The sequence below is a fragment of the Leifsonia sp. 2TAF2 genome (assembly GCF_052115085.1).
Classification (GTDB): Bacteria; Actinomycetota; Actinomycetes; order Actinomycetales; family Microbacteriaceae; genus Leifsonia.
Genome location: NZ_JBFRFY010000002.1, coordinates 32,501 through 57,311 on the forward strand (window position 1 = coordinate 32,501; position 24,811 = coordinate 57,311).

Consider the following 24,811-nt stretch of genomic DNA (forward strand, 5'->3'; position numbering starts at 1 on the left):
CGGGTGTGGGGGACCCGTCCATCCTACTGAGGATGCGCCTGCGCCCGTCGCGCGGTCAGTCCTGGGAGCGGAACTCCTGCTCGAGGATGGCGTACACGGCGGTGTCCGACCATTCGCCCTTGAAGATCTCCGTCTCGCGCAGGAGCGCCTCCTGGCGCATCCCGATCCGCTCGCACAGCCGCGCGGAAGCGTCGTTGCGGGCGTCCAGCTGGGCGAAGACCCGGTGCGCGCCGAGGGTGTCGAAGCACAGTTCGAGGACCCGCTGGGCCGCCTCGGTCGCGTAGCCGCGGCCGTGCACCGCCGGGTGGAACACCCAGCCCATCTCGAACTTGCCCCACGTCGCGTTCTTGAGGAACAGGCTGATGTCGCCGATCACTCGGCCGGGGCCGCCCTCGGGGTCGAACAGTTCGACCGCGAAGACGATGCCGTCGCCGTTCTCGGCGAGCCTGCTCATCGCGATGCGCTTGCGCAGGTGCTCGGCGGACTCGTCGTGGTCGTGCACCTCCCAGTAGAGGTAGCGGACGACGTCCTTGAGCTTCTGGTAGGAGTGCACGTCCTCCAGGTCGCCCGTGTTCAAAGGGCGGAGCAGCAGGCGCTCGGTGCGCAGCTGCTCGGCGGCATAGGGGAGGCCGCTCGCGCCGTGAGGCGGGACGGTGGTGGTCGTGGTGGCTTCGTCGCTCACGTCGATCCTTACGCTGTCGGGCTGTCGGTCAGGACGCCGCGGACTCGTCGTCCACAGCGGAGAGGGCGGGGCGGGCGCTCGCGGCATCCACCTCGATGCCGAAGACGGCGGCGGCCCCGGCGATGAAGGTCTGGGCGTCGCCCTCACGGGCGAGCTCCCGCGCCCGGACGGACGGCGTGTGCAGCAGCACGCCCGCGAGGTGGCGGAGGGCCGCCTCGGTCTGCTCGCTGCTGTCGCCGCGCCCGCGCGCCCGCTCGATCTCGGCGTCGAGGATGTCGAAGACGTGCTTCCGCAGGGCGACGAGTGCAGGAGTGACCTCCTGCTCGGCCGTACGGGCACGGTACTCGGCGGCGGCCTCATCCACGATGCTGCGCGCGTCGTCGGCGGCATGCAGTTCTTCCAGCGGCGCGTGGATGCTGATGGTTTCGAGGTCCAGCAGCTCGACGCCGGGGAGCTCGGCCGCCTGCGGGTCGACGTTCCGGGGGAGGCCCAGGTCGATGACCAGGCGGCGCTCGAGCGCGCCAGGAAGGGCGAGGGCTTCGGCCACGATCGGGCGCGTCAGCACGTAGTCGGTGACCGCCGAGCAGGTGACCACGAGGTCGCTCTCGGCGAGAGCGTGAAGCAGCCCGTCGGCGGGGACTGCGGCGATGTCGTGGGATGCGGCGAACTTCGGCGCGCGTCTGGAAGGGGAGTACACCTGCACGTCCGCCACCCCCCGGTCGCGGAGGGCGGCGAGGCTGGCGCCGGCGTACTTGCCGGTGCCGACCAGCAGCACGCGGGTCTGCGCCCAGTCGCTGACACGGCTCTCGGCAAGGTCGAGGGCGAGGCGGACCATCGAACGGCCGGCCGACATGATCCCCGTGCGGTTCTTGACGCCGCGGGAGGTGCGCGAGGCGACCTGGAAGAGGCGCTCCAGCTCGCTGGTGACCGAGCCGGCACTCCGCGCGGAGTCGAGGGCGCGCCGCACCTGGCCGGCGATCTCGCCCTCGCCGACGACGACGGACTCGAGTCCGCTCGTCACCGCGAACAGGTGCTCGGCGACGGCGTGATCGCTGTAGACGGAGCTGGCGTCGCGGAGCACATCCGGGTCGATGCCGGATGCCGAGCTCACCGCATCCAGTACGGCCGCAGCGGAGACGGCGCGCGCGGCCGGGAGCGGCTCGTCGATGTCGAGGTAGGCCTCGAACCGGTTGCAGGTCGCGAGGACCACCGAGCCCGAGACGATGTCGCTGTGCTCCGAGAGTGCGGCGGTGATGGCCGGAGCGTGACGCTCGAGCCGTTCCAGGAGGTCGAAGTCAGCCGTCCGGTGACTCGACGAGAAGCACAGAAGCACGGACGAAAGCCTACGCTCGCGTCGGACCAACCTCGAATCGGCCCCCAGGTTCTCCACAGCCCAGGCTTTCACCAGTCGCCGCCCTGGCAGAATCGGAACGTGACCACCCTCGCCTCCGACCATCCCCTCTCCGCCGGCCGCACCTCGTCCAGCCCGCTCGTCCGGGCCTATCAGGGCGAGCGGCAGGAGGTGACACCGGTCTGGTTCATGCGCCAGGCGGGGCGATCGCTTCCCGAATACCGCGAGCTGCGGGTCGGCACCCGGATGCTGGATGCGTGCCTCGACCCGGCGATGGCGAGCGAGATCACCCTGCAGCCGGTCCGGCGTCACGGGGTGGACGCCGGCATCTTCTTCAGCGACATCGTCGTGCCGCTAAAGCTCGCGGGCGTCGACGTGGAGATCGTCCCCGGCAAGGGCCCGGTGTTCGCGCAGGCCGTTCGCACGGCGGAGGACGTCGCGCGGCTGACGGCGATCGATCCCGCTTCTCTCGGCGACGACGTCTTCGCACCGATCCAGGAGGCCGTGCGGCTGACCGTCGCTGAACTCGGATCGACCCCGCTGATCGGCTTCGCCGGCGCACCGTTCACCCTCGCCGCGTACCTGGTCGAGGGCGGCCCGTCCAAGGATCACATCCGCGCCCGCACTCTCATGCACGCCGACCCCGAGGCCTGGTCGCGACTGATGGAGTGGACCGCTGACATCTCGGGTGCCTTCCTGCGCGCGCAGGTGCTGGCGGGCGCGAGCGCCGCGCAACTGTTCGACTCGTGGGCCGGCTCCCTCTCCCTGCACGACTACGCGGCGCTCGTCGCCCCGGCGTCGGCCCGCGCGCTGGAGCACGTCCGTGACCTGGACTACGAGCTACCCGAGACCGGATCCGCATCGGCGGATGACGTCGAACCGGCCATCGACGCCGTCGTGCGCAACGTGCCCCTCGTGCACTTCGGCGTCGGGACGGGCGAACTGCTCAAGGCGATGCACGAGGTCGGCGCCGACGCGGTCGGGGTCGACTACCGCATCCCCCTCGACGAGGCGAGCCGTCGCCTCGGGCACGTCGTACCGGTGCAGGGCAACGTCGACCCGGCGATGCTCGACGCCCCCTGGCCCGTGCTGGAGGCGCATGTCCGGGATGTGCTCGACCGCGGCCGCGAGGCGCCGGCGCACGTGCTCAACCTCGGGCACGGCGTTCCGCCCGAGACCGACCCCGCCGTGCTGACGCGTGTCGTCGAACTCGTGCACGGGTGGCGTCCGGAATGAGCGACGACCGCGTCGCGCGGGGCCAGACTGAGGGAGAGGCCGATCCCCTCGGCGACGAGATCCGTCACGCGGTCGAGGCCCCGCCCACCCGCATCGTCGTCATCGGCGGAGGGATGGCGGGCCTCGTCGTCGCGCGCGAGTGCGCCCGGCCAGGCTTCGCCGTGACACTGCTCGAGGCGGCCGACCGCGTCGGCGGCAGCGTTGCGCCACTTCCGCTCGCCGGGATGACGCTCGACGCCGGCGCAGAGAGCTTCGCTACCCGAGGCGGCCACGTCGCCGAGCTGATCCACGACCTGGGGCTCGATGACGAGGTCGTGCAGCCGAACCCGTCCGGCGCCTGGGTGCGACACGGGTCCCGGTCGGTGCCGCTTCCGAAGGCCGGTCTGCTCGGCATTCCCAGCTCGCCCGTGGCGCAGGATGTCGTGGCGGCGATCGGCTGGGGCGGTGCGGCCCGCGCGTACCTCGACCGGGTCATCCCGGTCCTGAAGATCGGGCAGGAGCGCCGCCTCGGCACGCTGGTGCGCAAGCGGATGGGGCGCAAGGTCCTCGACCTGCTCGTCGCGCCCGTGACGACCGGCGTCTACTCGGCCGCGCCCGACGAACTGGACATCGAGGTGGTCGCGCCCGGCCTCAATGCTGCGCTGACCCGGCTCGGCTCGCTCTCGGGCGCGGTCGGAGAGCTGCGATCGGCGGCGAAGGCGGGAAGTGCGGTGGGCGGCATTCGCGGCGGGATGTGGCGGCTGCCGGAGGCGCTCGCCGCAGACATCGAGGCACGCGGCGGCGTCATCCGTACGGGGACGTCCGTCGAGACGATCGAGCGCTGGATCGCGCCATCGGCGGAGGAGACGGCCGAAGCGGTGGTCGAAGCTGTGCTGGCGGAGTCGCTGGATCCGGACGCGGCCGGCCGCCCGGCGGCGCCGGATCAGCCGGAGCCCGCTCGCTGGGTCGTCCGCACGGTCGCCGGCGACGAGATCCCGGCGGACGCGATCGTGCTCGCCGCTCCGGCCGACGAAGCCCTGCCGCTCCTTGCCACGCTGGATCCGGCACTCGCCAACCTCCCCGCGCTCGACTGGCCCGCCGCGTCCAGCGTCGAACTGGTGACGCTCGTCATCGACGACGACCGCCTCTCCACGACGCCGGTGGGCACGGGTGTCCTCGTGGCCGATGTGCCGGGGGCGGACGTGCGGGCGAAGGCGATGACGCACGCGAGCGCCAAGTGGGCCTGGGTCCACGAGGCGGCCGGGCCAGGCCGCCACGTGGTCCGCCTCTCCTACGGCAGGGCGGGCCGACCGGCCGAGACCCTCGCCATGGACGACGCCGCCTTGCGGGCGCAGGCGGTCGCCGACGCATCCCGTCTGCTGAATATTCCGATCCTGGAATCCGCTGTGACGGCATTCGCGCGGACCCCCTGGACGAACGCCCTCCCGTATGCGACAGTGGGGCAGCGGGACCGCATCCAGCTGGTTCGCACCGAGGTCGACGGCGTCGAGGGTCTCGAGGTCACCGGGTCTTGGCTGACCGGTACGGGCCTCGCCTCCGTGATCCCGGACGCGCGCCGCACGGCCGAGCGCGTGCGAGGCCTGCGTTGGAAGGCCCTGACGGACGCACTTCACGCGGACGACTGACAGAGACAGGAGACGGTATGCGCGGCAAACTCCTCTTCGTCGCCGGAGCGGCGGTGGGCTACGTGCTCGGCGCTCGCGCCGGCCGTGAGCGATACGAGCAGCTGAAGGCCACGGCCGCCAAGGCCTGGCAGTCGCCGACGGTGCAGAAGCAGGTGCACGCCGTCGAGGACTTCGTCGCCGAGAAGGTGGGCGAATTTCCCGAGACGGCGTACATCACGGTGAAGAAGGCCGTGGTGCAGGCGAACCGCCGTCGCCGTGAATCGCGCGCCCCCTATCCCTCGCCCGCGGCGGAGGCTGCCCTCCGTGCCGACGACTCCGGCAGGGCCACATCGTCCTGACGGGAGTACTGTGCGGAGACGACGAGGGGAGACGCCGATGACCGACAGTGAACCGACCCCGGGCGAACGGGCCCGCGCCGAGCGCGCCCGGTCCAGATCCCTCGCGCAGCTGGTCTCCGACCTGCCGCGGCTGATCGTCGACCTGCTCAAGGCGGAACTGAATCACCTGAAGGCCGAGTTCGCCGAGAAGGCCAAGTATGCCGGTGTCGGCATAGGGCTCCTCGCCGGCGCCGCGTTCCTCCTCTTCTTCGCCTTCGGGGCGCTCATCGCCGCCGCCATTCTGGGCATCGCGGTCGCGCTGCCCGCGTGGGCCGCCGCGCTCATCGTGTTCGGTGCGCTCGTCGTGATCGCCGTCGTACTCGCGCTGATCGGCATCCGGTCGTTCAAGAAGATGGATGGCGTCGCGCCGTCGCAGACGATCGACAGCATCAAGGAAGACGCCGACGCGCTGAAAGGACTGGGGAAGTATGACAACTGACCGCAGCGACGTCGACCGGGCGCGCTCCGAACTCGCCGCCACCGTGGAGGCGATCGAGTACAAGCTGAATGTGCCCAAGCGCGCCTCCGAAAGCATCGAGCGCCTCCGGAAAGAGAATCCGATCGCGCTCGCCGGGATCGCGGTGGGCGTCGCGGTCACGGTCGCCGGAACCGTGTGGGGCATCGTGCGCCTGATCCGCCGGTGAGCGGTCGCGCGTTTTTGGCCTTCTCAGGTTTCAGAGGGAGACTGTGGGTATGAGTACCCCGGCTGCCGTTCCGGCAGAGTCGACCTCCCCCGACACCCCCAGCGACACCCCGACCGGCTTCACCCTCTGGGCTGTGCTGCGCCGCGACCCGGCCCGGCCGGACGACCTCGACGGCACGGATGTGCCGACGGCCGTCTCCGAGCTCGAGGGCGTCATCGCCGACCTCGAACTGCAGCAGGTCACCACGCGCGGCCTGTACGACGTCTCCGGACTCCGCGCTGATGCCGATGTGATGATCTGGCTGCACGGCCCTGAGGCCGAGACCCTGCAGTGGGGCCTCCGCCAGCTCCGCCGCACCCGCCTGTTCAAGGCGCTGCTCCCGACGTGGAACGCCATGGGCGTCCACCGCGACGCGGAGTTCAACAAGGCGCATGTGCCCGGCTTCCTGCGGGGCAAGGAGCCGAGGGACTGGCTCTGCGTCTACCCCTTCGTCCGCAGCTACGAGTGGTACCTGCTGCCCGACGAGGACCGCTCGAAGATGCTGGCCGAGCACGGTCGCAAGGGTGCAGCTTTCCGCAACGTGCTGGCGAACACCGTCGCCTCTTTCGCACTGGGCGACTACGAGTGGATCCTGCCGCTGGAGGCTGACGAGCTCACCGACCTCGTCGACATGATGCGCGAACTGCGGTACACCGAGGCACGCCGCCACGTCCGCGAAGAGGTCCCATTCTTCACCGGTCGCCGGGTGCAGCCCGCCGAGGTCGTGGAGGTGCTCCAGTGACCGAGGCCCAGGCCGCGAACGTCAAGGCGACCGGGCGCGTCCTGTTCGCGACGCCCGCCGCAGCATCCGGACCCGAGCACGTCACGGAGCCGGTCGCGTACGACGCGATCCTGCTGGCCGGCTTCGGCGGACCAGAAGGCCAGGACGACGTCATCCCGTTCCTCCGCAACGTCACGCGCGGCCGCGGCATCCCGGAGGAGCGCCTGGAAGAGGTCGCGCACCACTACCGCCATTTCGGCGGCGTCAGCCCGATCAACGACCAGAACCGTGAGCTCAAGGCGGCGTTGGAGGCGGAGCTCGCCGAGCGCGGTATCGACCTGCCGGTGCTGTGGGGCAACCGCAACTGGGACCCGTACCTGGCCGACGCGCTCCGCGAGGCTGACGAGCGCGGCTTCAGCAAGCTGATCGCGATCGCCACCAGCGCGTACTCCTCGTATTCGAGCTGCCGCCAGTACCGCGAGGACTTCGCCGGTGCCCTGGAGGCGACAGGCCTCGGCGACCGCATCCAGATCGACAAGGTGCGCCAGTTCTTCGACCATCCGGGCTTCGTCGAGCCGTTCATCCAAGGCGTGCGGAACGCCATCGACGAGCTGCAGCGGAAGCTGCCGGGGCTCGACCCGGCGACCGAGGTGCGCATCCTCTATTCGACGCACTCCATCCCGTCCACCGACGCGGGGAAGTCCGGGCCGGCGGAGCGGGGCTTCGGTGAGGGCGGCGCGTACGCGGCCCAGCATCTCGCCGTCGCGGAGGTCGTCTCGCACGCCGCCACCGGCGGAACCGTCGAGTGGGATCTGGTCTACCAGTCCCGCTCCGGGCCGCCGTCGATGCCGTGGCTCGAGCCCGACATCAACGACCGCATCGCCGAGTTGCCGGCGCTCGGCGTCAAGGCCGTCGTCATCGTCCCCCTCGGCTTCGTGAGCGACCACATGGAGGTGCTCTGGGACCTCGACAACGAGGCCATGGAGACCAGTGACGAGCACGGTCTCGTCGCCGTCCGGGTGCCCACGCCCGGCACGCACGCCGCGTACGTGAAGGGCCTGGTCGACCTGGTGCTGGAGCGCCGCGACGGCGTCCCCGTCGCCGAACGCCCGGCCGTCACGTCGCTCGGTCCCTGGTACGACGTCTGCCGTCCGGGATGCTGCGAGAACGTCCGCCTCGGGTTCAAGCCGGCGGCTGCGGGGCTCGCGCCGTGACCGGGACCGTGACGAGAGTCGACGGCGACGCCGCGCGTCGCGAGGGCGTCCTGCGCGTCGGGACCCGCGGCAGTGCGCTGGCCGTGGCTCAGACGACCGCAGTCGCCGAGTCGATCGCCCGCGCGACCGGCCTCGATGTCGAACTCGTCACGGTGACCACGGCGGGCGACACCTCGCGGGAGTCCCTCGCTCAGCTCGGCGGAACCGGCGTGTTCGCGACGGCGCTTCGCGACGGGCTCCTCGCCGGAGACGTCGACCTGGTCGTCCACTCGCTCAAGGACCTCCCGACCGCCCCTGCGCCCGGCCTCGTGATCGGCGCGATCCCGAAGCGGGCGGACGCCCGTGACACTCTCGCCGCTCGCGACGGGCTCACCCTGGAGACGCTGCCGGAGGGTGCCCGCGTGGGCACCGGTTCACCCCGCCGCGTCGCTCAGCTGAAATCGCAGCGACCGGACCTCGACGTGGTCGACCTGCGAGGCAACGTCGACACGCGCCTGCGCATGGTGGCCGAGGGCGAGTTGGATGCGGTGGTCCTGGCGGCCGCGGGCCTTACCCGCCTGGGCCGGCTCGATGCCGTCACCGACTACTTCCCGCTTTCGACCATGCCGACCGCGCCCGGCCAGGGCGCCCTCGCGCTGGAGGTCCGGGCGGGCGACGAGAAGGGCCGCGGACCGATCGCGCGCGCTCTCGCCGCTGTCGATCACGTGACCACGCACGCCTCGGTCGTCGCCGAGCGCCACGTGCTGGCGGGGCTCGAGGCGGGATGCGCTGCTCCGATCGGGGCCACCGCCCTCGTCGACGACGGACTCCTGTTCCTGACCGCTTCGGTGTACCGGCCCGACGGGACCGAGCGGCTCACGGCATCCCACGCCGCCACCCCCGACTCGTTGAGCGCGGCGCACCTCGAGGAGGCCGCGCACGATGTGGGCGCTCGCGTGGTGACCGAGCTGCTGGACGCCGGCGCGGCCGACCTGGCGCCGCTGGGGAGCAGCCGATGACGAACACGTCCCCGATTCCCAAGCCCCTGGCCGGCTGGCGCGTCCTCGTGCCGCGCGGCGGTCCGTGGGGCGATTCGGTGGCCGCCGATCTGCGCGCGAAGGGCGCGTCGCCGGTCGTCGCGGCGATGATCAACTTCGCGCCGACGGCCGACGCCCCCGCGCTCGAGACCGCCCTGGCTCGGCTCGCGAACGGCGAGTTCGACTGGATGACCGTCACCAGCGCCACGACGGTCGATGTGCTGAGCGCCCAGCGGGCCGAGGTCCCGCCGACGACGCGGGTCGCCGCCGTGGGCGAGACGACCGCCGCCGCCCTTGCCGCCGCTGGCTACCACGTCGACCTGGTCCCGTCGGAGGACAACTCGGCGCGCGGTCTGCTCGCCGAGTGGGAGGCCGCGACCCAGGGCGCCTTTCCGCTGCGCATCCTCACCCTCCGTTCGGAGATCGCGAAGCCCCTGCTGACCGAGGGCCTGCGCCGGATCGGCCATGAGGTCGAGTCCGTCGTCGCGTACCGCACGGTGGGCGTCGCCGTGCCGGAGAATGTCGTCAGCGACGTCCGTGACGGTCTGGTGCACGCCATCCTCGTCACCAGCGGTTCGGTCGCCGAGCAGGTGCAGCAGCAGCTCGGACCGGTGCCGGAGTCGACGCTGATCGCGGCGATCGGTCCGCAGACCGCCCGCGATGCACGCTCCTTCGGCCTCCGGGTCGATGTGGTCGCCGCCGAGCGCACCGCCGCCTCCCTCATCGACGCGGTCGTCCAGGTCGCCCAGTCCCGCCGCCCCGTCGACGAGTACGCGGACCGTGCCGACGACCGCGACGCCGGCTACCAGCCCGGCAACTCCTGACTTTTTCCGCCTTTCCCGCGCCTAGAGCCCGAAAAACTCAGGAGCTGCTGGCTGAGAAAGTGCCCAGCAGGACAGGCGTAGGCTCGTGTGAGTGAGTGAACTGCATCCCGTCATCCGACCCCGGCGGCTGCGGCAGTCGCCTGCGATGCGCCGGCTGACCGCTGAGACCCGCCTCCATCCCTCCGAGCTGATCCTTCCGCTGTTCGTGCGGGAGGGCGCCAGCGAGCCGGTGCCGATCGGCTCGATGCCGGGCGTCTCGCAGCACAGCCTCGACTCCCTGAAGCGTGTGGCGAACGAGGCGGCGGAGGCCGGCGTCGGCGGCCTGATGCTGTTCGGCGTCCCCGAGACGCGGGATGCGGTGGGCTCGGCGGCGACCGACCCCGACGGCATCCTCAACGTTGCGACCCGCGTGCTCACCGACGAGGTGGGCGACGCCCTGGTCGTCCAGACCGACCTGTGCCTCGACGAGTTCACCGATCACGGGCACTGCGGTGTCCTGGATGCGCGCGGGCACGTGGACAACGACGCGACCCTGATCCGCTACTGCGACATGGCCGTCGCCCAGGCCGAGGCGGGCTCGCAGCTGCTCGGCCTCAGCGGGATGATGGACGGCCAGGTCGCCGCCGTGCGCGAGGCGCTCGATGACGCCGGGCACATCGACGTCGTGATCCTCGCCTACGCGGCCAAGTACGCGTCCGGCTTCTACGGGCCCTTCCGCGAGGCGGTCGACTCTCAGCTCTCCGGCGATCGCCGCGCCTACCAGCAGGATCCGGCGAACCGCCGCGAGGGTCTGCGCGAGGCGCGGCTGGACCTCGAGGAGGGCGCCGACATCCTCATGGTGAAGCCTGCGCTGAGCTACCTGGATGTGCTGAGCGACGTCGCCGCGTTCAGCGATGTGCCCGTCTGGGCCTACCAGGTGTCGGGCGAGTACGCGATGGTGGAGGCCGCGGCCGCGAACGGCTGGATCGACCGCAACCGCATCATCGAGGAGACGCTGATCGGCGCCCGCCGTGCCGGCGCCGACGCGATCATGACCTACTGGGCGACCGAGGTGGCGGGGTGGCTGCGGTGAACGACGCGAATCTGGAGCAGTTCGAGCGGGCGCAGCGCGTCATCCCGGGCGGGGTGAACTCGCCGGTGCGCGCGTTCCGTTCGGTGGGCGGCACGCCGCGCTTCATCGTGTCGGCCCGCGGCCCGTACGTGACCGATGCGGACGGACGCGAGTACGTCGACCTGGTCGCGTCGTGGGGTCCGGCGATCCTCGGCCACGCGCATCCTGCTGTGGTGGATGCGGTGCAGCAGGCGGCCGCGCGCGGCCTGTCGTTCGGCGCATCGACTCCCGCCGAGACGGAGCTCGCGGAGGCCGTGATCGGCCGCGTCCCGTTCATCGACAAGCTGCGGCTGGTATCGACCGGCACCGAGGCGACGATGAGTGCGATCCGTCTCGCCCGCGGGTTCACGGGCCGTCCGTTGCTGATCAAGTTCGCCGGTCACTACCACGGGCACTCGGACAGCCTGCTTGCCGAGGCCGGTTCCGGTCTCGCGACCTTGGCGCTGCCGGGGTCTGCGGGCGTCACCGAGGCGACGGCGGCGCAGACCATCGTGCTGCCGTACAACGACCTGGATGCGGTGCGCGCGGTCTTCGAGGCGCAGGGCCCGGACATCGCGGCCGTCATCACGGAGGCGGCAGCCGCCAACATGGGCGTGGTGCCGCCGGACGAGGGCTTCAACGCGGCCCTCACCGATCTCGCGCACGAGTTCGGTGCGCTGCTCATCCTCGACGAGGTCCTGACCGGCTTCCGCGTGAGCGAGGCCGGGTTCTGGGGCCTCGACCGTGGCTACACGCCTGACCTGGTCACCTTCGGCAAGGTCGTCGGCGGCGGAATGCCGCTGGCTGCGCTCGGCGGACGGGCGGAGCTGATGGACTTCCTCGCGCCCGCCGGCCCCGTCTACCAAGCGGGCACCCTCTCCGGTAACCCGGTCGCGGTGGCTGCGGGTCTCGCGACTTTGGCGCTCGCGAATGAGGCCGTCTACGACCGTCTCGACACCGTCGCCGAGACCGTGTCCTCCGCGGTTTCGGATGCGCTGGCGTCGGAGGGCGTGACGCACCACGTTCAGCGCGCGGGCAACCTCTTCAGCTTCGTCTTCGGTCCGTTCGACCGCGCCCCGCGCACATACGCCGAGGTGCAGCGTCAGGAGGCGTACCGGTACCGGGCGTTCTTCCACGCGATGCTCGACCAGGGCGTCTCGCTTCCGCCGAGCGTCTTCGAGGCGTGGTTCGTGACCGCGGCCCACGACGACGCGGCTGTGGCGCGTATCCTGGACGCCCTCCCCGCGGCTGCCCGTGCCGCGGCCGCCGCGCCGGCTCCCACTCTGTAATCCGCTGAGGTGCTCGCAGTTGTCGTCGACACGCCGTCAACGACCGCACCTGCGAGCACCTCGCGGCACACGCGGTCAGGCGTCGGGCGCGGCCGGCTCCCGTGAGAGCGACTCCACGAACGTGTACGTCGCCGACCTGGGCCAGCCGTCCGCGTCCAGCAGTGCGTAGACGTCGAAGTTGAGCGTCCCGCCCCCGCCTGCCGCGCGGCGCAGCGTACGCGGCGGGGCGTCGGACGACGACCGCACGGTCACCGTCTGCGGCTCCGCGCCCGAACGCAGAAGGCGGGCGCGGAAGGTGGTGGTCCGGGTCATCCCTCCACTCTCCCACGCCCGCCTTCCCGACGGGATGGCGCGACGGAAGGCCGCCTACGCTTGCCCGTGCGAGGCGCGCGACCTCCGCGACAGCGAGTCGATGATCACCGCGAGCAGCAGCACCGCTCCCGTGATCATGAAGCGGTACGACGAGTCCAGGTTGAGCAGCGTCAGACCGTTCGAGATCGACTGGATCACCAGGATCCCGAGCAGCGCCGACCACGCGGAACCGCGTCCGCCGAAGAGGCTGGTGCCGCCGATGACGGCCGCCGCGATGGCGTTCAGGTTCGTGTCCGTGCCGCCGGAGCCCGCGCCCACCGACGCGAGGCGCGCTGCGGCGAGCAGACCGCCGACCGCCGCGAACGTGGAGCACAGGATGAAGACGCTGAAGAAGACCCGGTTGACGTGGATGCCCGCGCGCCGCGCCGCCTCGACCGATCCGCCGACGGCGAAGACCGAGCGGCCCCAGCGGGTGCGGGTGAGCAGGAAGTTCATCACGATCACCAGCACGACGAAGAACAGGAACATCGCGCCCGTGCCGCGGTCGGTGGAGAGGTACCACACGCTGATCGCCAGCCCGATGAGCAGCAGCGCCGCTTTGACCGCGACGATGGTCATCGAGCCTTCGGACAGGCCGGCGTTCCGGCGGCGCAGGTTCCGTCGCCAGTCGGAGAGGAACATCCCGCCCGCGGCAATGATCGCTAGCGCGTACGCCGCCCACGGCGGGAGGAACCACTGCTGCGCGAACTTCACGATCCACGAGTCGTAGGGGATGTTGATCGAGCTGTTCGCTCCGAGGATCCAGAGCTGCAGGCCGAGGAATCCGAGGAGGCCGGCCAGCGTGATCACGAAGCTCGGGACTCCGAACCGGGTGAAGAGGAAGCCGTACAGCAGACCGATCGCCGACCCGGCGAGGATGGCGACGATCACGGTGAGCCACAGCGGCCAGTGCAGCTGTGTGAATCCGACACCGAGGATGGCCGCCGCCACACCGCTGACCGAGCCGACCGACAGGTCGATCTGGCCGAGCAGCAGCACCAGCACGATGCCGATCGAGATCGTCCCGATGGCCGCGCACTGCAGCGTGAGGTTGACCAGGTTGTTGGCGCTGAGGAAGTTGGGGTTCAGGATCTGGAACACGACCCAGATCACGACCAGGCCGATGACGACTGGGAGGGATCCGAGGTCGCCCCCGCGGACGCGGCGCCCGAAAGCGCGCACAGCACCGCCGAGTCCCTCGTCGCGGATGAGACGCTCGTCCTGGAGGTCCGCCGCCAGCTCTGCCGGCGTCTCCGTTGCCGCGGACGGTGTTGCCTTGCTCATTCTTCCGGGCTCCGTTCGATGGATTCTTCGACCTCGATGAGGCGCTCAGCGCGCCGCACGACGACGTTGTCGGTCGCGCCGGTGATGGCGGAGATGATCTCTTCGTAGCTGACCTCGGGTACCCGGAAGTCGCCGTTGTTGCGGCCCAGGCGGAGCACCGCAACTCGATCCGCGACCGCCTGCACGTCGGCCATGTTGTGGCTGATCAGGAGGACGCCGAGCCCGCGCTCGCGCAGCCGCTCGATGAGGTTGAGCACCTCGGCGGTCTGGGCGACGCCGAGGGCGGCCGTCGGCTCGTCGAGGATGACGACGCGCGGGTCGCCGATCAGCGACCGGGCGATCGCGACGGTCTGCCGCTGGCCGCCCGAGAGCGAAGCCACGGCGATGCGGACCGAGGGGATGCGCGCCGACAGCTGCCGCAGCAGGCTCCAGGAGCGCTTCTCCATCTCCTCCTCGTCGAGCGTCCCCTTGCTGATCTCGCGGCCGAGGAAGAGGTTCGAGACGACGTCGAGGTTGTCGCAGAGCGCGAGGTCCTGGAACACGGTCGCGATGCCGAGTTCCCGCGACGCCGCGGGCGACGGGATGCCGACCTCCTGGCCGTCGAACTCGATCGTCCCTGCGTCCTGCGGGTGGACGCCCGCGAGGATCTTGACGAGGGTCGACTTGCCCGCGCCGTTGTCGCCGACGAGGGCGACGACCTCGCCGGGGTAGACGTCGAGGTGGATGTCGGTGAGCGCTTGGACGGCGCCGAACCCTTTCGATACCCCCCGCAGGGAGAGGACGGGGCGGCGGGCCGACCGCTCTTCGTCCACGATCGCGGATTCCATGGTCACGGCGTTCTCCTTCGAGCTGTGCGCAGCATGCTTCCTGTTCTCAGGGTAGAGCGGAACCACCCGGCCCGGGATGCTCGCTCCGTCATCGACGGAGGTCGCATCCCGGGCCGGGGGATTCCTCGGGTTTTACTTGATGCCGTACTTGTCGCAGGCGGCTTTGTAGTCCGCGGTGCAGATCTTGGCTGCCGAGTCGGAGCCATAGAACTCGTCCTTGACGACCGTGCTCTCGATGTTGTCCGTCGTGACCGACACCGGGGTCAGCAGGAAGGACTCGATCGACGCGCCGCCGGCGGTGTCCACCTTCGTGTCACCCTTGGGCTTGTTGCCCTTGGTGAGGTCGACGGCGAGCTCCGCCGCCTTCTCGGCCTCCGGCTTGAGGGCCTTGTAGACGGTCATGTACTGGTCGCCTGCGAGGATCCGCTGGATGCCCGCGAGCTCAGCGTCCTGACCGGTCACCGGCGGGAGCGGGCTGAGGTTGGCTGCCTTCATGGCCGCGATGGCGCCGCCACCGGTGCCGTCGTTGGCCGCGTAGACGCCCTTGATCTGGTCCTTGAACTGCGTGACTTGGCCGGACACCCAGTCCTGAGCCTTCGCGGGGTCCCATCCTGGGGTGTCGAACTCGGCCAGCACCTTGTAGCCGCTGGAGTCGATGACGCTGTGTGCGCCCTTCTTGAAGAGGGTCGCGTTGTTGTCGGTCGGCGAACCATTGACCATCAGGATGCCGGCGCCCGAGGGAACGTTGTCCTTCTTGAGCTTGTCGACGAGCGCCTGGCCCTGCAGCTTGCCCACCTTCTCGTTGTCGAACGAGATGTAGTAGTTGCTGTCGGGGCTGTTGATGAGGCGGTCGTAGGAGATGACCGGGACGTTCTTGGCCTTGGCCTCACCGACGATGGATGCGGCTGCCTCGCCGTCGAACGGGTCGAGCACGAGGACCTTGACGCCCTGGGTCAGCATGGACTCGGCCTGCTGCTGCTGCTTGCTCGCGTCGCCGTCGGCGTTCGCGTAGAGGACCTTGCAGCCGGAGCAGAGCTCCTTGACCTTGGCCTCGAAGAAGGGCTTGTCCGCCGCCTCGTACCGGGCGGTGACGGAGTCGGGCAGGAGGAGGCCGATCTGCGCGTTGGCGGAGTCGGCGGTGCTGCCGCCGCTCGAACCGTTTCCGGATCCGTTGGAACACGCTGTGAGGCTGACGGCTGTGAGCAGGATCGCGGCCGACGCGATGACCGCTCTCTTGGTGGCGATCTTCATTGAAAAACCTCCGATTCGGGACCGCCTTCGTTGGCGGCTGGGTTGAGTGTCCCAGTCGCGGCTTTTGGCGTCAAGACTTGAATCCAACGGATTCGGTAACGGTTCGGGACCTCTTCGGGGGCCAACGCCGCTGCGCCGTCAGAAAGAGATGCCGTCAGAGGAGAGCGAGACACAGTCCACGGCATACGCCACAGCCCCGAGCGTGGCAGCGCGCATCCCGAGCTGGGCCTGCACGATGTCGGGCATCAGGTCCGGGTTGACGATGATCGAACGCTCGACCGCGTGCCGCAGCGGACCAAGAAGCAGTTCTCCCGCGCGCGACAGTTCGCCGCCCACGATCACCCGTTCCGGGTCGATCAGGTTGCACAGGTTCGCCGTGGCGACCCCTATGTGGCGGCCGGCGTCCGCGATCGCGCGGATGCAGCGCGCATCCCCGGCCATCGCCTGCAGCACCACGTCGCCGAGCTTGAGGCTACCCAGGTGATCCCGTAGTTCATCCATGATCGCGGGTCCACCGGCCAGTGCCTCCAGGCACCCCCGGTTCCCGCAGCGGCAGAGCGGTCCGTTCTCACGGATCGTGGTGTGACCGAACTCCCCGGCGATGCCGTGGTTGCCCCGGAAGACCTGGCCGTTCAGGATGAGGCCCGCGCCGATCCCATCGCCGATGTCCAGCGTGATCGTGTTGCGTTTGCCGCGCCCAGCGCCGAAGCGGGACTCGCCGAGCGCGCCGAGATTGGCGGAGTTGTCGACGAAGACCGGGCGCTTGATCCGGCGTTCCATCGAGTCGGCGATGACGACGCCGTCCCAGCCGCGCATGATGCCGCTCCGCGCGATGGTTCCGGTCGCGCGGTCGATGGGCGCCGGCACGGCGATGCCGACGGCGAGGAGGTCGTCGCGGGACGCATCCACCGACTCCAGCATGTCGTTCAGCAGCAGCGAGACCTTGTCGAGCTCGTTGTCGGCGCGGTGGTCCTTGGCCAGCGGCATGTGGTTCTCGGCGACGACGGTGTGCGCGACGTCGGCGAGCGCGACCCGCAGGTGGCGGGTGGAGAAGTGGACGCCCACGACGAGCCCGAGCGCGTGCGCCAGGGTGACGTGCTGGGCGCGGCGACCGGAACGGATGCTCTGCGCGGTATGCAGCACGCCGGAGGTCGACAGCTCCTTGACGATGTTCGACACGGTCGCGGGGGAGAGGCCCGTCGCACCTGCGAGTTCGACCTGCGTCAGGCCGCCGTGCTTCTTGATGGCGTCGACGATACGGGCTCGGTTGGCTTCACGAAGTGAAGTCTGCGAACCCGGAGTTCGTCGCTGCGTTGCCACGACGAGAAGGATACATGCCTGAGGATGGGTCACCTCCACAACGGAAAGTAATGCGTTTGTGAGGTTCCTATGACCCGCTGGAGCAGTCGGCTTGGCAGGATAGAGACATGGCCGATCTGCACGTTCACCCCGACCGCCTGGAGATCCATCTCACGCGGGCCGAGAAGGTGCTGGCCATGAAGCGGGAGGATCTGCTGGTGCCGCGCGACAGCATCCGCTCGGTCGCGATCACAGAGGACCCGTGGATCTGGATCCGCGGCATCCGCGCACCCGGGGCCGCCGTCCCGCTGACGCTGTCGCTCGGCACGTGGAAGTTCCACGGCGGCAAGGACTTCCTCCTCATCAAGGGCAAGCAGCGCGCCGCCGTGGTCATCGACCTCGACGGCGAGGAGTACTCGCGCATCATCGTGTCGACGCCGCACGCCGCGCGGCTGGTCGAGGCGCTCCGGGTCGACGGGAGCGAACTCGCGGCCGAGGGCGAGATCATCGACTGAAGCCGGCTCAGCCGCTCAGCCGTTCTCCGCGATCACGAACAGGATGAGTCCCACCAGCGGCACCGCGCCCTGCAACAGCGCTGCACCCCAGAGCCGCCGGCCGGTCGTCAGCAGTACGAGCGACGCCAGCACCATGCAGACGCCGCAGAAGAAGATCAGCCCGAAGCCGACCTGGCGGAGCGTCGTCCAGTAGAGCAGCAGGCCGACGACCGAGCCGCCTGCGAGGAACAGGTTGTAGAAGCCCTGGTTGTACGCCATCGGTCGCACCACGTCCGCATCCCGCTGCGAGGCGACGCCGAAACGTCGCCAGACGCCGGGTGAGGACCACAGGACGCTTTCCATCGCGAAGAACACCACGTGGATGATCGCCGCCGCAGCGATGAGAACGCTGCCGATGATCGCCATGCCGGGAGGATACGCTGCCCAGCATGGAGACGCTGAACACGACCTGCGTCATCGCAGGCGGCGGGCCGGCCGGGATGATGCTCGGCCTGATCCTCGCGCGCAACGGAGTGGATGTGGTGGTGCTGGAGAAGCATGCCGACTTCTTCCGCGACTTCCGGGGCGACACCATCCACCCTTCGACCATCGGCGTGCTGGGAGAGCTCGGGTTGCGCGACCGCTTCCTCGGGCTGCCGCACACCAGCGTCAGCACGCTCGACGTGGTGGTGAACGGCAACCGGCTGCACCCGATCGACTTCGGCAGGCTGGCGCCGCCGGACGATTTCCTGGTGCTGGCCCCGCAGTGGGACTTCCTGAACTTCCTCGCCGGCGAGGCGGCGAAGCATCCCAACTTCCGGCTGCTCATGGAGACCGAGGCGACCGAGCTCATCTGGGAGGACGGCGCCGTGCGCGGCGTCGTGGCGCAGGGGTCCGACGGGCGGCTCGAGGTGCGTGGACGCCTGGTCGTCTCGGCGGATGGCCGCGCCTCGGTGCTGCGCGCCCGGGCGGGGCTGCGGCCGCGCGGCTTCGGGGTGCCGATCGACGTGCTCTGGTTCCGCATCCCGAAGCCGGAGGACCTCGCGCCGCACACCCTCGCGTATGTCGGAGGCGGTGGGATGGTCGTCACCATCGAGCGGGACGACTATGTCCAAGCTGGGCTCATCATCGCCAAGGGCGGCTTCGAAGCACTCCAGCTGGGCGGTCTCGAGGCCTTCCGCCAGGCAGTCCTCGATGCGGCGCCGCACCTCCGGTCGGCGCTCGAAACGGTCACCGATTGGGATCAGGTCAAGCTGCTCAGCGTGCAGATCGACCGGCTGCCGCGGTGGTACCGCCGCGGTTTCCTGGCGATCGGGGATTCGGCGCACGCCATGTCGCCGGCGTTCGGGGTGGGCGTGAACTACGCGGTCCAGGATGCGGTGGCGACGGCGAACGCGCTGACGGCGACGCTCCGTTCGTCGGAGGAGACGGTCGACCTGCGGCTGCTCGACGGCATCCAACGGCGGCGGATGCCTGCGGTCGCGGCGATGCAGCGCATCCAACTCGCTGCGCATCGCACGATCACCCGGCCCGAGGGGGTGCGGCTGCTGCCGGAGTCGCTGCCGACGGCGGTGCGGCTGGCCATCGCCGCGGGCACTCCGCTCGTTCAGCAGGTGAGTTCGCGGCTGATCGGTCGCGGGTTGCGGCCCGAGTCGGTGTCGCCCGAGCTGCGGTGATGCACTACCTCAGCGCTGGCCCGTCGCCAGACCGATGAGCAGCAGTGCCAACCCGATCAGGGGCAGCGAGCCCTGGATGAGCGCGGGCCGCAGGTAACCGCGGCCGGTGGTCACCAGCACGACGGCCGCCGCGATCATGCTCGCCGTCGTGAAAATGATCAGGGCGAGCCCCGCAGGGTGCTGGCCCACGGCGTAGAGGATGAGTCCGACCACTGCGCCGATGGCGAGAAACAGGTTGTAGAAGCCCTGGTTGTACGCCATGGGCCGCACCGTGTCGGCGGCCTCCTGGCTGGCGACGCCGAACCGCCGCCACACCGTCGGGCGGGTCCAGGCGACGCTCTCCATGAAGAAGATGGCGACGTGGAGCGCAGCGGCGAGAGTGACCACGATGGTGGCGAGCGGGATCATGGCGTCAGCATATCGAGGCGGCCCGCTGTCGCCTCCGGCGCCGTGCGGTCAGGCGCTCTAGCTCTCAGGCCCGCACGTCAACGACCGTGCGTCCGCGCAGCCGGCCCGCGAGGATGTCGTCCGCCGCCGGGATCGCATCGGCGAGCGCGATGAAGCGGGTCATCGCGGCGAGCGACTCCTCATCGAGGTCCGTCGCCAGCCGTCGCCAAGCGGTCTCGCGCTGGGCCGCGGGCGCCTCGACCGAGTTGATCCCGACGAGCGAGACGGCACGCAGGATGAACGGGAGCACTGTCGCCGGGAGGTCCGGCCCCTGCGCCAGTCCGCACGCAGTGACCACCCCGCCGTACCGCGTCTGCGCGAGCGCGGTCGCGAGCGTCTGGCTCCCGACCGAGTCGACGACGCCGGCCCAGCGCTGCGACTGCAACGGCTTGCCCGGCGCATCCAACTCCGACCGGTCGATGATCGCGGTGGCGCCGAGGTCGGTCAGGTAGTCGCTCATCTCATCCACTCGCCCGGTGGACGCTGTGACCGGGTAACCCAGTTTCGCGAGGAGGGCGACCGCGACGGAGCCCACACCGCCGGAGGCTCCGGTGACGAGGATGCTGAGACCGCTGTCCGACACCTCCTGGGGGTCGACGCCGTTGCGTTCGAGGGCGAGCACCGCCAGCATCGCCGTGAACCCGGCCGTGCCGATCGCGGCAGCCTGCTCGGACGTGATCGAGTCGGGGATGCGCACCAGCGCGTCGCCGTCGACCCGGGCCTTCTCCGCGAGGCCGCCATGATGCGACTCGCCGAGCCCGGCGCCGTTGAGGACGACGCGGTCGCCCGGCTGCCAGCGCGGATCCCCGGAGAGCTGGACCGTGCCGACCACATCGATCCCCGGGATGAGCGGGGAGGTGCGTGCCACGCCAGGACGCCCGCCGATTGCGAGCCCGTCCTTGTAGTTGAGGTCGGAGAACTCGACGGCGATCGTCACCTCGCCGGGCATCAGGAAGGATTCGTCGAGCCGGCGCACCTCAGCGGTGTGAGCAGTGACCCGTCCGCTGTCGACCTGCTGCTCGATCACGATGGCCCGGAAATCGCTCATGACGTCACCCTACGCCGGGGCGTATCGCTCAGTTCAGCTGCTCGGTCCCCGTCGGAAGCACCCCTCCGGCGTAAAGTTCGAGCGCCGTGTTGCGGAGGGCGGTGAGAGCGACCCGCTGCGTCCACGGGCCGTAGGAGGCGCGCCCGACCCCCAGCTCCTGGAGCCTTGCCGGATGGACGGATCCGGGCACCGCGATGACGCTGAGCTTGCGCTCGCCGAGTCCGCCGACCAACCGCTCGATCGTCGGTTCGTCGAGCCGTCCGGGCACGAAGACGCAGGTCGCGCCTTCGTCGAGGAAGGCGCGGCCGCGGCGGATGGCCTCCTCGGCCTTCTCCTGGTCGGTGGCGGGCGACTGGCGCAGGAAGACGTCGGTGCGTGCGTTGAGAGCGAAGGGGACGCCCTCCGCCTCGGCCGCCCGGATCGCCGCTCGGACGGCGCCGACCGCCGTTTCGAAGGGCCGCATCCCGTCTTCGAGGTTCGCTCCGACGACGCCGACGCCGATCGCGCGCCGAATCGTCTCGCCGGGGTCGCCGTAGCCGCTCTCCACGTCGGCGCTTACCGGGAGGTCGGTCGCCGCCGCGATCCGCCCCACCATGTCGAGCATCAGGTCGAGAGGGATCCTCTCGCCGTCCTCGTACCCGAAGGTGGCGGCGATCGAGTGGCTGGCGGTGGCGAGCGCGCGGGTGTCGGGAAGGTCGGCGACGACGCGCGCGCTGATCGCGTCCCACACATTGACGACCTGGAGGAGCTCGGGTGCGTCGTGCAGACGGCGCAGTTCCGCGCCGCGGTCCTGGATGCTGGTCATGTGCCCACCCTAGGGCGCGGGCCGCTGCCGCTCTAGGATGACGGCATGGCCCGCACGGGGGGACCGCAGGAGGTGCCGAAGAGCCGTTCGGCGGTGGTGCCGCGCGCGTCCGCGAGCACCGTCGTCGACTACCTGTTCTTCATCTTCGGCGGGGTCGCCGCGATCTGGCTGGCCTGGCTCGTGCTCACCGAGAGCTTCGAGTGGGGTTGGTACCTCGTCCTCTTCTTCGTGCTGTTCTGGGTGGTGCTCGCCTACCTGGTGCTGCCGAGGCTGCACCGCATCCTGACCGAGATCTACGTCCCGGACTACTTCATCGGCCGCGCTCGCACGAGCGACGGGCTTCTCGGCGACCCCATCAATCTGGCCCTTCTGGGCTCCGAGGCGCAGCTGGACCACGCCATGCGGGAGGCGGGATGGACGCGGGCTGACGACATCACTGCGCGATCGAGCGGGCGCATCATCAGTTCGACGCTTCTTCGGCGGAGCTACGACGAAGCGCCGGTCAGCCCCTTGTTCCTGTTCGGTCACCAGCAGGATGTGGCGTACCAGCAGGAGGTGAAGGGCAACCCGGCCAAGCGCCACCACGTCCGGTTCTGGCGCTGCCCGGACGGCTGGCTGTTGCCCGGAGGCCATCGGGCGGAGTGGCTGGCCGCCGGAACTTTCGACCGCACGGTCGGGTTCTCGCTGTTCACCCTGCAGATCACGCACAAGATCGACGCGAATACGGACATCGAGCGCGACCACATCGTGACCACGCTGGTGGATGCGGACGTGGGCGTGGGCGTCTCGGTGATCCGCGACTTCTCGACGGGCTATCACTCGCGCAACGGCGGCGGGGACACCATCGAGACGGATGGCGACCTTCCGGTGCTCGACCTGACGAAGGTGGCGGTGGATGAGGAGGGCGTGACGGTCGCGGCGGATGCCGAGTCGCGTCGGCTGGAGCTGGCCGAGCGGCGCCCGGTGCCGACGGCTCTGGGTGCGCTGCTCATGGCTTTCCGCGTGGCGGCCGGCGCCGGGTACATCGCGCTGAACCTGCTCGACTGGCAGCGCTTCGTCCTGTCGCAGGAGACCGCCGGCTCGGTCACACCGGACGAGCAGAGCACGGTCGGCCTCGTGCTGGGTATCGCGATGGGTCTCTTCGGCGCCGGACTGATCCTCTACTTCCTGCTCGCCCTGCTGGTGTTCTTCGGCAGCAATTGGGCCCGCATCGCGGCGATGTCGTACAGCAGCCTCATCATCGTGATCTCGGCCATCGACTTCTTTAATGGAGGTCCGCAGATCTCGCTGAGGAACAACCTGCTCGGGCTGTCTCTCGATATTCTCGTGGTTCTCGCCCTGTCGTCGAAGAGGTCGCGGATCTGGGCGCGGCGGCCTCGAACCGGGGCGCGTGGTCGGCCTCGGGTGCGCGAGGTCGCGGCGGGCGGGTCGTCTGCGCCCGCCGAGGCCGCGGCGCCGTCCGCGTCCCCTGCGCCGTCCGCGTCCCCTGCGCCGTCCGCATCGGCGGCCCCGTCACCGGCCCCGCCGCCGTCCACCCCGGTGCGGCTCCCGGTTGTCGACGCCCCAGCGGACGACACACTGCGCTGAACCCGCCTACATGAGCTTCTTCCCGTCGACGCCGCCCGCCTTCAGCGCCGACTCCTCCGCGTCGAGGAACGCGAGCACCGATCGCACGGCCGGCTCCTGGTAGCGGCCTTCCGCCCGCGCCTCGAGCACGGCCTGCCGCTCCGCGACGATCATCGTCCGGCGCAGCTTCCGATACTCCAACGGCAGGTCCGCGCGTTCGTCGGGCGACGGATTCTCCAGAGCGTCGGAGAGGAACAGCGCATTGAGCCGCAACCGCTGGATCACCCGCTCGTCCTCGTCGCCGGTGACCTGCGACTCGAGATGCTCCAGCCCCGCCGATTGCGCCTCGGCCAACAGGCGCTGCATCTCACTCGCCTCCTGCGCGAAGTCCGGTGGCGGCAGCTTGAGCTTGCGGATGATCCACGGCAGCGCGAGGCCTTCGAGCAGGGTGGCCACCACGACGACGAAGGCGAGGAACTGCAGGAATTCGCGATGCGGCGTCTGTTCCGGCAGCAGGAAGACCGCCGCGAGGGTGACGACGCCACGGATGCCGGCGAACGACACCGCGATGCCGGTCGGCCAGTTCCACCCGCGTTCTCGGAGCCGCTGAGGCCCGTAGCGGTAGAGCGTGGTCGTGCCGACCATCCAAAGCAAGCGGGCCAGGAAGATGGCGAGCAGCACGACGATGCTGATGACGATCGTCTGCGGAACGGTGATGCCGGAGGAGAATGCCCCGGTGAGGATGGATCGCAGCTCCAGCCCGATGAAGAGGAACACCGCGTTCTCGAGCAGGAAGCTGACGGTCCGCCAGTTGATGGTCTCGGCGATGCGGGCTTCTGCGGTCTGGATCGTGGGGGAGCGGTAGCCGAGGTAGAGCCCGGCCACCACGACGGCCAGCACCCCGGATCCGTGCAGGAGCTGCGACGGAATGAAGGCGATGTATGGCGTCACGAGCGCCAGCGAGGTGTCGAGCACCGGCGAGCGCAACTGCTTGCGGATGGTGGCGAGCACGAGCCCCACGACCAGTCCGACCCCGATCCCCACGACGACCGCGAGCACGAAGTCCATGCCGACCGCGACCGGGTTCACGATGCTGACGATGGCGGCGATGCTCGCGTTGAGCGCCACGAGGGCGGTCGCATCGTTGAGCAGGCTCTCGCCTTCGAGCACCGTCACGAGTCGGCGGGGGAGCTTGACCCGGCCGGCGACAGCCTTGACGGCCACCGTGTCGGTGGGGGCGACGACCGCTCCGAACGCGAAGGCTGCCGCGAGGGTGATCGCCGGCACCACCAGGAAAGTGGCGAAGCCCACCACGATGACGGTGAAGGCGACGAGCCCGACCGAAAGGAGCAGGATGCCGTCGCGCCTCGCGCGCACGTCCACGATCGAGGTCTGTATCGCTGCGGCGAACAGCAGGGGCGGCAGCAGGCCGAACAGCACCACCTCCGGCTCGAGCGCGACCTCCGGGACCCCCGGCACGAAGGAGGCGGCCGCGCCGACGAAGACGAGCACCACCGGCGCCGACCAGCCCACCCTCCGGGACAGGCCGGTGACCGCGACCGTGACGACAACGAACGACACGATCCAGACGATTGTGGTGACCGGATCCATGCTGTTCATGATGGCGGCAACGCGAACACCTCGCCAAGGTTTCC

Annotated in this window: 26 protein-coding genes; 14 read left to right on the plus strand and 12 right to left on the minus strand. The window is 70.1% G+C overall.

Going from position 1 to position 24,811, the window contains the following annotated elements; translation table 11 throughout:
* Window positions 1-55 precede the first annotated feature (55 nt).
* On the minus strand, window positions 56-682 hold the full coding sequence (locus AB4Z18_RS12385) for a GNAT family N-acetyltransferase (protein WP_441783043.1): 627 nt from the start codon (window positions 680-682) through the stop codon (window positions 56-58).
* Window positions 683-710: 28 nt separating this feature from the next.
* Window positions 711-2,015 (minus strand): glutamyl-tRNA reductase, encoded by a 1,305-nt coding sequence (locus AB4Z18_RS12390; protein ID WP_441783044.1) that lies wholly within the window; start codon window positions 2,013-2,015, stop codon window positions 711-713.
* Window positions 2,016-2,114: 99 nt separating this feature from the next.
* Here AB4Z18_RS12390 and hemE point away from each other — a divergent pair, with 99 nt between their 5' ends.
* From hemE to hemL, 11 genes are all read left to right on the plus strand, one after another.
* Window positions 2,115-3,269 (plus strand): uroporphyrinogen decarboxylase, encoded by a 1,155-nt coding sequence (gene hemE, locus AB4Z18_RS12395; RefSeq protein WP_441783045.1) that lies wholly within the window; start codon window positions 2,115-2,117, stop codon window positions 3,267-3,269.
* Window positions 3,266-4,894, plus strand: a complete 1,629-nt coding sequence (gene hemG, locus AB4Z18_RS12400) for a protoporphyrinogen oxidase (protein ID WP_441783046.1) — start codon at window positions 3,266-3,268, stop codon at window positions 4,892-4,894. The genes hemE and hemG overlap by 4 nt, the downstream gene beginning before the upstream one ends.
* A gap of 17 nt (window positions 4,895-4,911) precedes the next feature.
* The gene (locus tag AB4Z18_RS12405; RefSeq protein ID WP_441783047.1) at window positions 4,912-5,232 is read left to right on the plus strand and encodes a hypothetical protein; all 321 of its coding nucleotides are present in this window, start codon (window positions 4,912-4,914) and stop codon (window positions 5,230-5,232) included.
* A 37-nt stretch (window positions 5,233-5,269) separates the two neighbouring features.
* Entirely contained in the window at window positions 5,270-5,710 is a 441-nt protein-coding gene (locus tag AB4Z18_RS12410) for a phage holin family protein (protein WP_441783048.1), read from the plus strand.
* Complete coding sequence (locus AB4Z18_RS12415; protein WP_441783049.1) at window positions 5,700-5,915, plus strand: DUF3618 domain-containing protein; 216 nt, start codon at window positions 5,700-5,702, stop codon at window positions 5,913-5,915. Before AB4Z18_RS12410 ends, AB4Z18_RS12415 begins: the two co-directional genes overlap by 11 nt.
* A gap of 49 nt (window positions 5,916-5,964) precedes the next feature.
* The gene (hemQ, locus tag AB4Z18_RS12420; protein WP_441783050.1) at window positions 5,965-6,696 is read left to right on the plus strand and encodes a hydrogen peroxide-dependent heme synthase; all 732 of its coding nucleotides are present in this window, start codon (window positions 5,965-5,967) and stop codon (window positions 6,694-6,696) included.
* Window positions 6,693-7,889 carry a ferrochelatase gene (locus AB4Z18_RS12425; RefSeq protein ID WP_441783051.1) on the plus strand — a complete coding sequence of 399 codons (1,197 nt, stop codon included), beginning with the start codon at window positions 6,693-6,695 and terminating at the stop codon, window positions 7,887-7,889. Before hemQ ends, AB4Z18_RS12425 begins: the two co-directional genes overlap by 4 nt.
* On the plus strand, window positions 7,886-8,887 hold the full coding sequence (hemC, locus tag AB4Z18_RS12430) for a hydroxymethylbilane synthase (protein WP_441783052.1): 1,002 nt from the start codon (window positions 7,886-7,888) through the stop codon (window positions 8,885-8,887). The genes AB4Z18_RS12425 and hemC overlap by 4 nt, the downstream gene beginning before the upstream one ends.
* Entirely contained in the window at window positions 8,884-9,729 is an 846-nt protein-coding gene (locus AB4Z18_RS12435; protein ID WP_441783053.1) for a uroporphyrinogen-III synthase, read from the plus strand. Before hemC ends, AB4Z18_RS12435 begins: the two co-directional genes overlap by 4 nt.
* Before the next feature lie 145 nt (window positions 9,730-9,874).
* Window positions 9,875-10,801, plus strand: coding sequence for a porphobilinogen synthase (gene hemB / locus AB4Z18_RS12440; protein WP_441783998.1), 927 nt, complete (start codon window positions 9,875-9,877; stop codon window positions 10,799-10,801).
* Window positions 10,789-12,108 (plus strand): glutamate-1-semialdehyde 2,1-aminomutase, encoded by a 1,320-nt coding sequence (gene hemL / locus AB4Z18_RS12445; protein WP_441783054.1) that lies wholly within the window; start codon window positions 10,789-10,791, stop codon window positions 12,106-12,108. Before hemB ends, hemL begins: the two co-directional genes overlap by 13 nt.
* Window positions 12,109-12,183: 75 nt before the next feature.
* On the opposite strand, the gene AB4Z18_RS12450 is transcribed toward hemL, so the two are convergent.
* The 5 genes from AB4Z18_RS12450 to AB4Z18_RS12470 form a co-directional block, all read right to left on the minus strand.
* Window positions 12,184-12,420 carry a hypothetical protein gene (locus tag AB4Z18_RS12450; protein WP_441783055.1) on the minus strand — a complete coding sequence of 79 codons (237 nt, stop codon included), beginning with the start codon at window positions 12,418-12,420 and terminating at the stop codon, window positions 12,184-12,186.
* A gap of 54 nt (window positions 12,421-12,474) precedes the next feature.
* The gene (locus AB4Z18_RS12455; RefSeq protein ID WP_441783056.1) at window positions 12,475-13,743 is read right to left on the minus strand and encodes a sugar ABC transporter permease; all 1,269 of its coding nucleotides are present in this window, start codon (window positions 13,741-13,743) and stop codon (window positions 12,475-12,477) included.
* On the minus strand, window positions 13,740-14,570 hold the full coding sequence (locus AB4Z18_RS12460; RefSeq protein WP_441783999.1) for an ATP-binding cassette domain-containing protein: 831 nt from the start codon (window positions 14,568-14,570) through the stop codon (window positions 13,740-13,742). The genes AB4Z18_RS12455 and AB4Z18_RS12460 overlap by 4 nt, the downstream gene beginning before the upstream one ends.
* A 132-nt stretch (window positions 14,571-14,702) precedes the next feature.
* The gene (locus tag AB4Z18_RS12465; protein WP_441783057.1) at window positions 14,703-15,821 is read right to left on the minus strand and encodes an ABC transporter substrate-binding protein; all 1,119 of its coding nucleotides are present in this window, start codon (window positions 15,819-15,821) and stop codon (window positions 14,703-14,705) included.
* A 138-nt stretch (window positions 15,822-15,959) separates the two neighbouring features.
* On the minus strand, window positions 15,960-17,141 hold the full coding sequence (locus AB4Z18_RS12470) for an ROK family transcriptional regulator (RefSeq protein WP_441783058.1): 1,182 nt from the start codon (window positions 17,139-17,141) through the stop codon (window positions 15,960-15,962).
* A 107-nt stretch (window positions 17,142-17,248) separates the two neighbouring features.
* Here AB4Z18_RS12470 and AB4Z18_RS12475 point away from each other — a divergent pair, with 107 nt between their 5' ends.
* Entirely contained in the window at window positions 17,249-17,635 is a 387-nt protein-coding gene (locus tag AB4Z18_RS12475; RefSeq protein WP_441783059.1) for a hypothetical protein, read from the plus strand.
* A 15-nt stretch (window positions 17,636-17,650) separates the two neighbouring features.
* On the opposite strand, the gene AB4Z18_RS12480 is transcribed toward AB4Z18_RS12475, so the two are convergent.
* Entirely contained in the window at window positions 17,651-18,040 is a 390-nt protein-coding gene (locus AB4Z18_RS12480; RefSeq protein ID WP_441783060.1) for a DUF1304 domain-containing protein, read from the minus strand.
* A gap of 23 nt (window positions 18,041-18,063) precedes the next feature.
* Between AB4Z18_RS12480 and AB4Z18_RS12485 the strand changes: the two genes are divergently transcribed.
* The gene (locus tag AB4Z18_RS12485) at window positions 18,064-19,290 is read left to right on the plus strand and encodes an FAD-dependent oxidoreductase (protein WP_441783061.1); all 1,227 of its coding nucleotides are present in this window, start codon (window positions 18,064-18,066) and stop codon (window positions 19,288-19,290) included.
* Between the two features lie 9 nt (window positions 19,291-19,299).
* On the opposite strand, the gene AB4Z18_RS12490 is transcribed toward AB4Z18_RS12485, so the two are convergent.
* From AB4Z18_RS12490 to AB4Z18_RS12500, 3 genes are all read right to left on the minus strand, one after another.
* Complete coding sequence (locus tag AB4Z18_RS12490; protein WP_441783062.1) at window positions 19,300-19,698, minus strand: DUF1304 domain-containing protein; 399 nt, start codon at window positions 19,696-19,698, stop codon at window positions 19,300-19,302.
* A 64-nt stretch (window positions 19,699-19,762) separates the two neighbouring features.
* Window positions 19,763-20,785, minus strand: a complete 1,023-nt coding sequence (locus AB4Z18_RS12495) for an MDR family oxidoreductase (RefSeq protein WP_441783063.1) — start codon at window positions 20,783-20,785, stop codon at window positions 19,763-19,765.
* A gap of 28 nt (window positions 20,786-20,813) precedes the next feature.
* Window positions 20,814-21,590 carry an isocitrate lyase/PEP mutase family protein gene (locus tag AB4Z18_RS12500; protein ID WP_441783064.1) on the minus strand — a complete coding sequence of 259 codons (777 nt, stop codon included), beginning with the start codon at window positions 21,588-21,590 and terminating at the stop codon, window positions 20,814-20,816.
* A 45-nt stretch (window positions 21,591-21,635) separates the two neighbouring features.
* On the opposite strand from AB4Z18_RS12500, the gene AB4Z18_RS12505 reads away from it, so the two are divergent.
* Window positions 21,636-23,177 (plus strand): LssY C-terminal domain-containing protein, encoded by a 1,542-nt coding sequence (locus tag AB4Z18_RS12505; RefSeq protein ID WP_441783065.1) that lies wholly within the window; start codon window positions 21,636-21,638, stop codon window positions 23,175-23,177.
* 6 nt (window positions 23,178-23,183) lie between these two features.
* On the opposite strand, the gene AB4Z18_RS12510 is transcribed toward AB4Z18_RS12505, so the two are convergent.
* A complete protein-coding gene (locus AB4Z18_RS12510) occupies window positions 23,184-24,776 on the minus strand; it encodes a cation:proton antiporter (protein WP_441783066.1) in 1,593 nt (530 codons plus the stop codon).
* Window positions 24,777-24,811 lie beyond the last annotated feature (35 nt).

What these genes read in the sequence shown, in the direction of transcription:
- AB4Z18_RS12455 (WP_441783056.1), bottom strand. Translation starts at nt 13,743, where the DNA reads ATGAGCAAGGCAACACCGTCCGCGGCAACGGAGACGCCGGCAGAGCTG.
- AB4Z18_RS12510 (WP_441783066.1), bottom strand. Translation starts at nt 24,776, where the DNA reads ATGAACAGCATGGATCCGGTCACCACAATCGTCTGGATCGTGTCGTTC.
- hemQ (WP_441783050.1), top strand. Translation starts at nt 5,965, where the DNA reads ATGAGTACCCCGGCTGCCGTTCCGGCAGAGTCGACCTCCCCCGACACC.
- AB4Z18_RS12460 (WP_441783999.1), bottom strand. Translation starts at nt 14,570, where the DNA reads ATGGAATCCGCGATCGTGGACGAAGAGCGGTCGGCCCGCCGCCCCGTC.
- AB4Z18_RS12485 (WP_441783061.1), top strand. Translation starts at nt 18,064, where the DNA reads ATGGAGACGCTGAACACGACCTGCGTCATCGCAGGCGGCGGGCCGGCC.
- AB4Z18_RS12500 (WP_441783064.1), bottom strand. Translation starts at nt 21,590, where the DNA reads ATGACCAGCATCCAGGACCGCGGCGCGGAACTGCGCCGTCTGCACGAC.
- AB4Z18_RS12435 (WP_441783053.1), top strand. Translation starts at nt 8,884, where the DNA reads ATGACGAACACGTCCCCGATTCCCAAGCCCCTGGCCGGCTGGCGCGTC.
- AB4Z18_RS12415 (WP_441783049.1), top strand. Translation starts at nt 5,700, where the DNA reads ATGACAACTGACCGCAGCGACGTCGACCGGGCGCGCTCCGAACTCGCC.
- AB4Z18_RS12450 (WP_441783055.1), bottom strand. Translation starts at nt 12,420, where the DNA reads ATGACCCGGACCACCACCTTCCGCGCCCGCCTTCTGCGTTCGGGCGCG.
- AB4Z18_RS12490 (WP_441783062.1), bottom strand. Translation starts at nt 19,698, where the DNA reads ATGATCCCGCTCGCCACCATCGTGGTCACTCTCGCCGCTGCGCTCCAC.
- hemB (WP_441783998.1), top strand. Translation starts at nt 9,875, where the DNA reads ATGCGCCGGCTGACCGCTGAGACCCGCCTCCATCCCTCCGAGCTGATC.
- hemG (WP_441783046.1), top strand. Translation starts at nt 3,266, where the DNA reads ATGAGCGACGACCGCGTCGCGCGGGGCCAGACTGAGGGAGAGGCCGAT.
- AB4Z18_RS12405 (WP_441783047.1), top strand. Translation starts at nt 4,912, where the DNA reads ATGCGCGGCAAACTCCTCTTCGTCGCCGGAGCGGCGGTGGGCTACGTG.
- AB4Z18_RS12495 (WP_441783063.1), bottom strand. Translation starts at nt 20,785, where the DNA reads ATGAGCGATTTCCGGGCCATCGTGATCGAGCAGCAGGTCGACAGCGGA.
- AB4Z18_RS12465 (WP_441783057.1), bottom strand. Translation starts at nt 15,821, where the DNA reads ATGAAGATCGCCACCAAGAGAGCGGTCATCGCGTCGGCCGCGATCCTG.
- AB4Z18_RS12475 (WP_441783059.1), top strand. Translation starts at nt 17,249, where the DNA reads ATGGCCGATCTGCACGTTCACCCCGACCGCCTGGAGATCCATCTCACG.
- AB4Z18_RS12480 (WP_441783060.1), bottom strand. Translation starts at nt 18,040, where the DNA reads ATGGCGATCATCGGCAGCGTTCTCATCGCTGCGGCGGCGATCATCCAC.
- AB4Z18_RS12410 (WP_441783048.1), top strand. Translation starts at nt 5,270, where the DNA reads ATGACCGACAGTGAACCGACCCCGGGCGAACGGGCCCGCGCCGAGCGC.
- AB4Z18_RS12505 (WP_441783065.1), top strand. Translation starts at nt 21,636, where the DNA reads ATGGCCCGCACGGGGGGACCGCAGGAGGTGCCGAAGAGCCGTTCGGCG.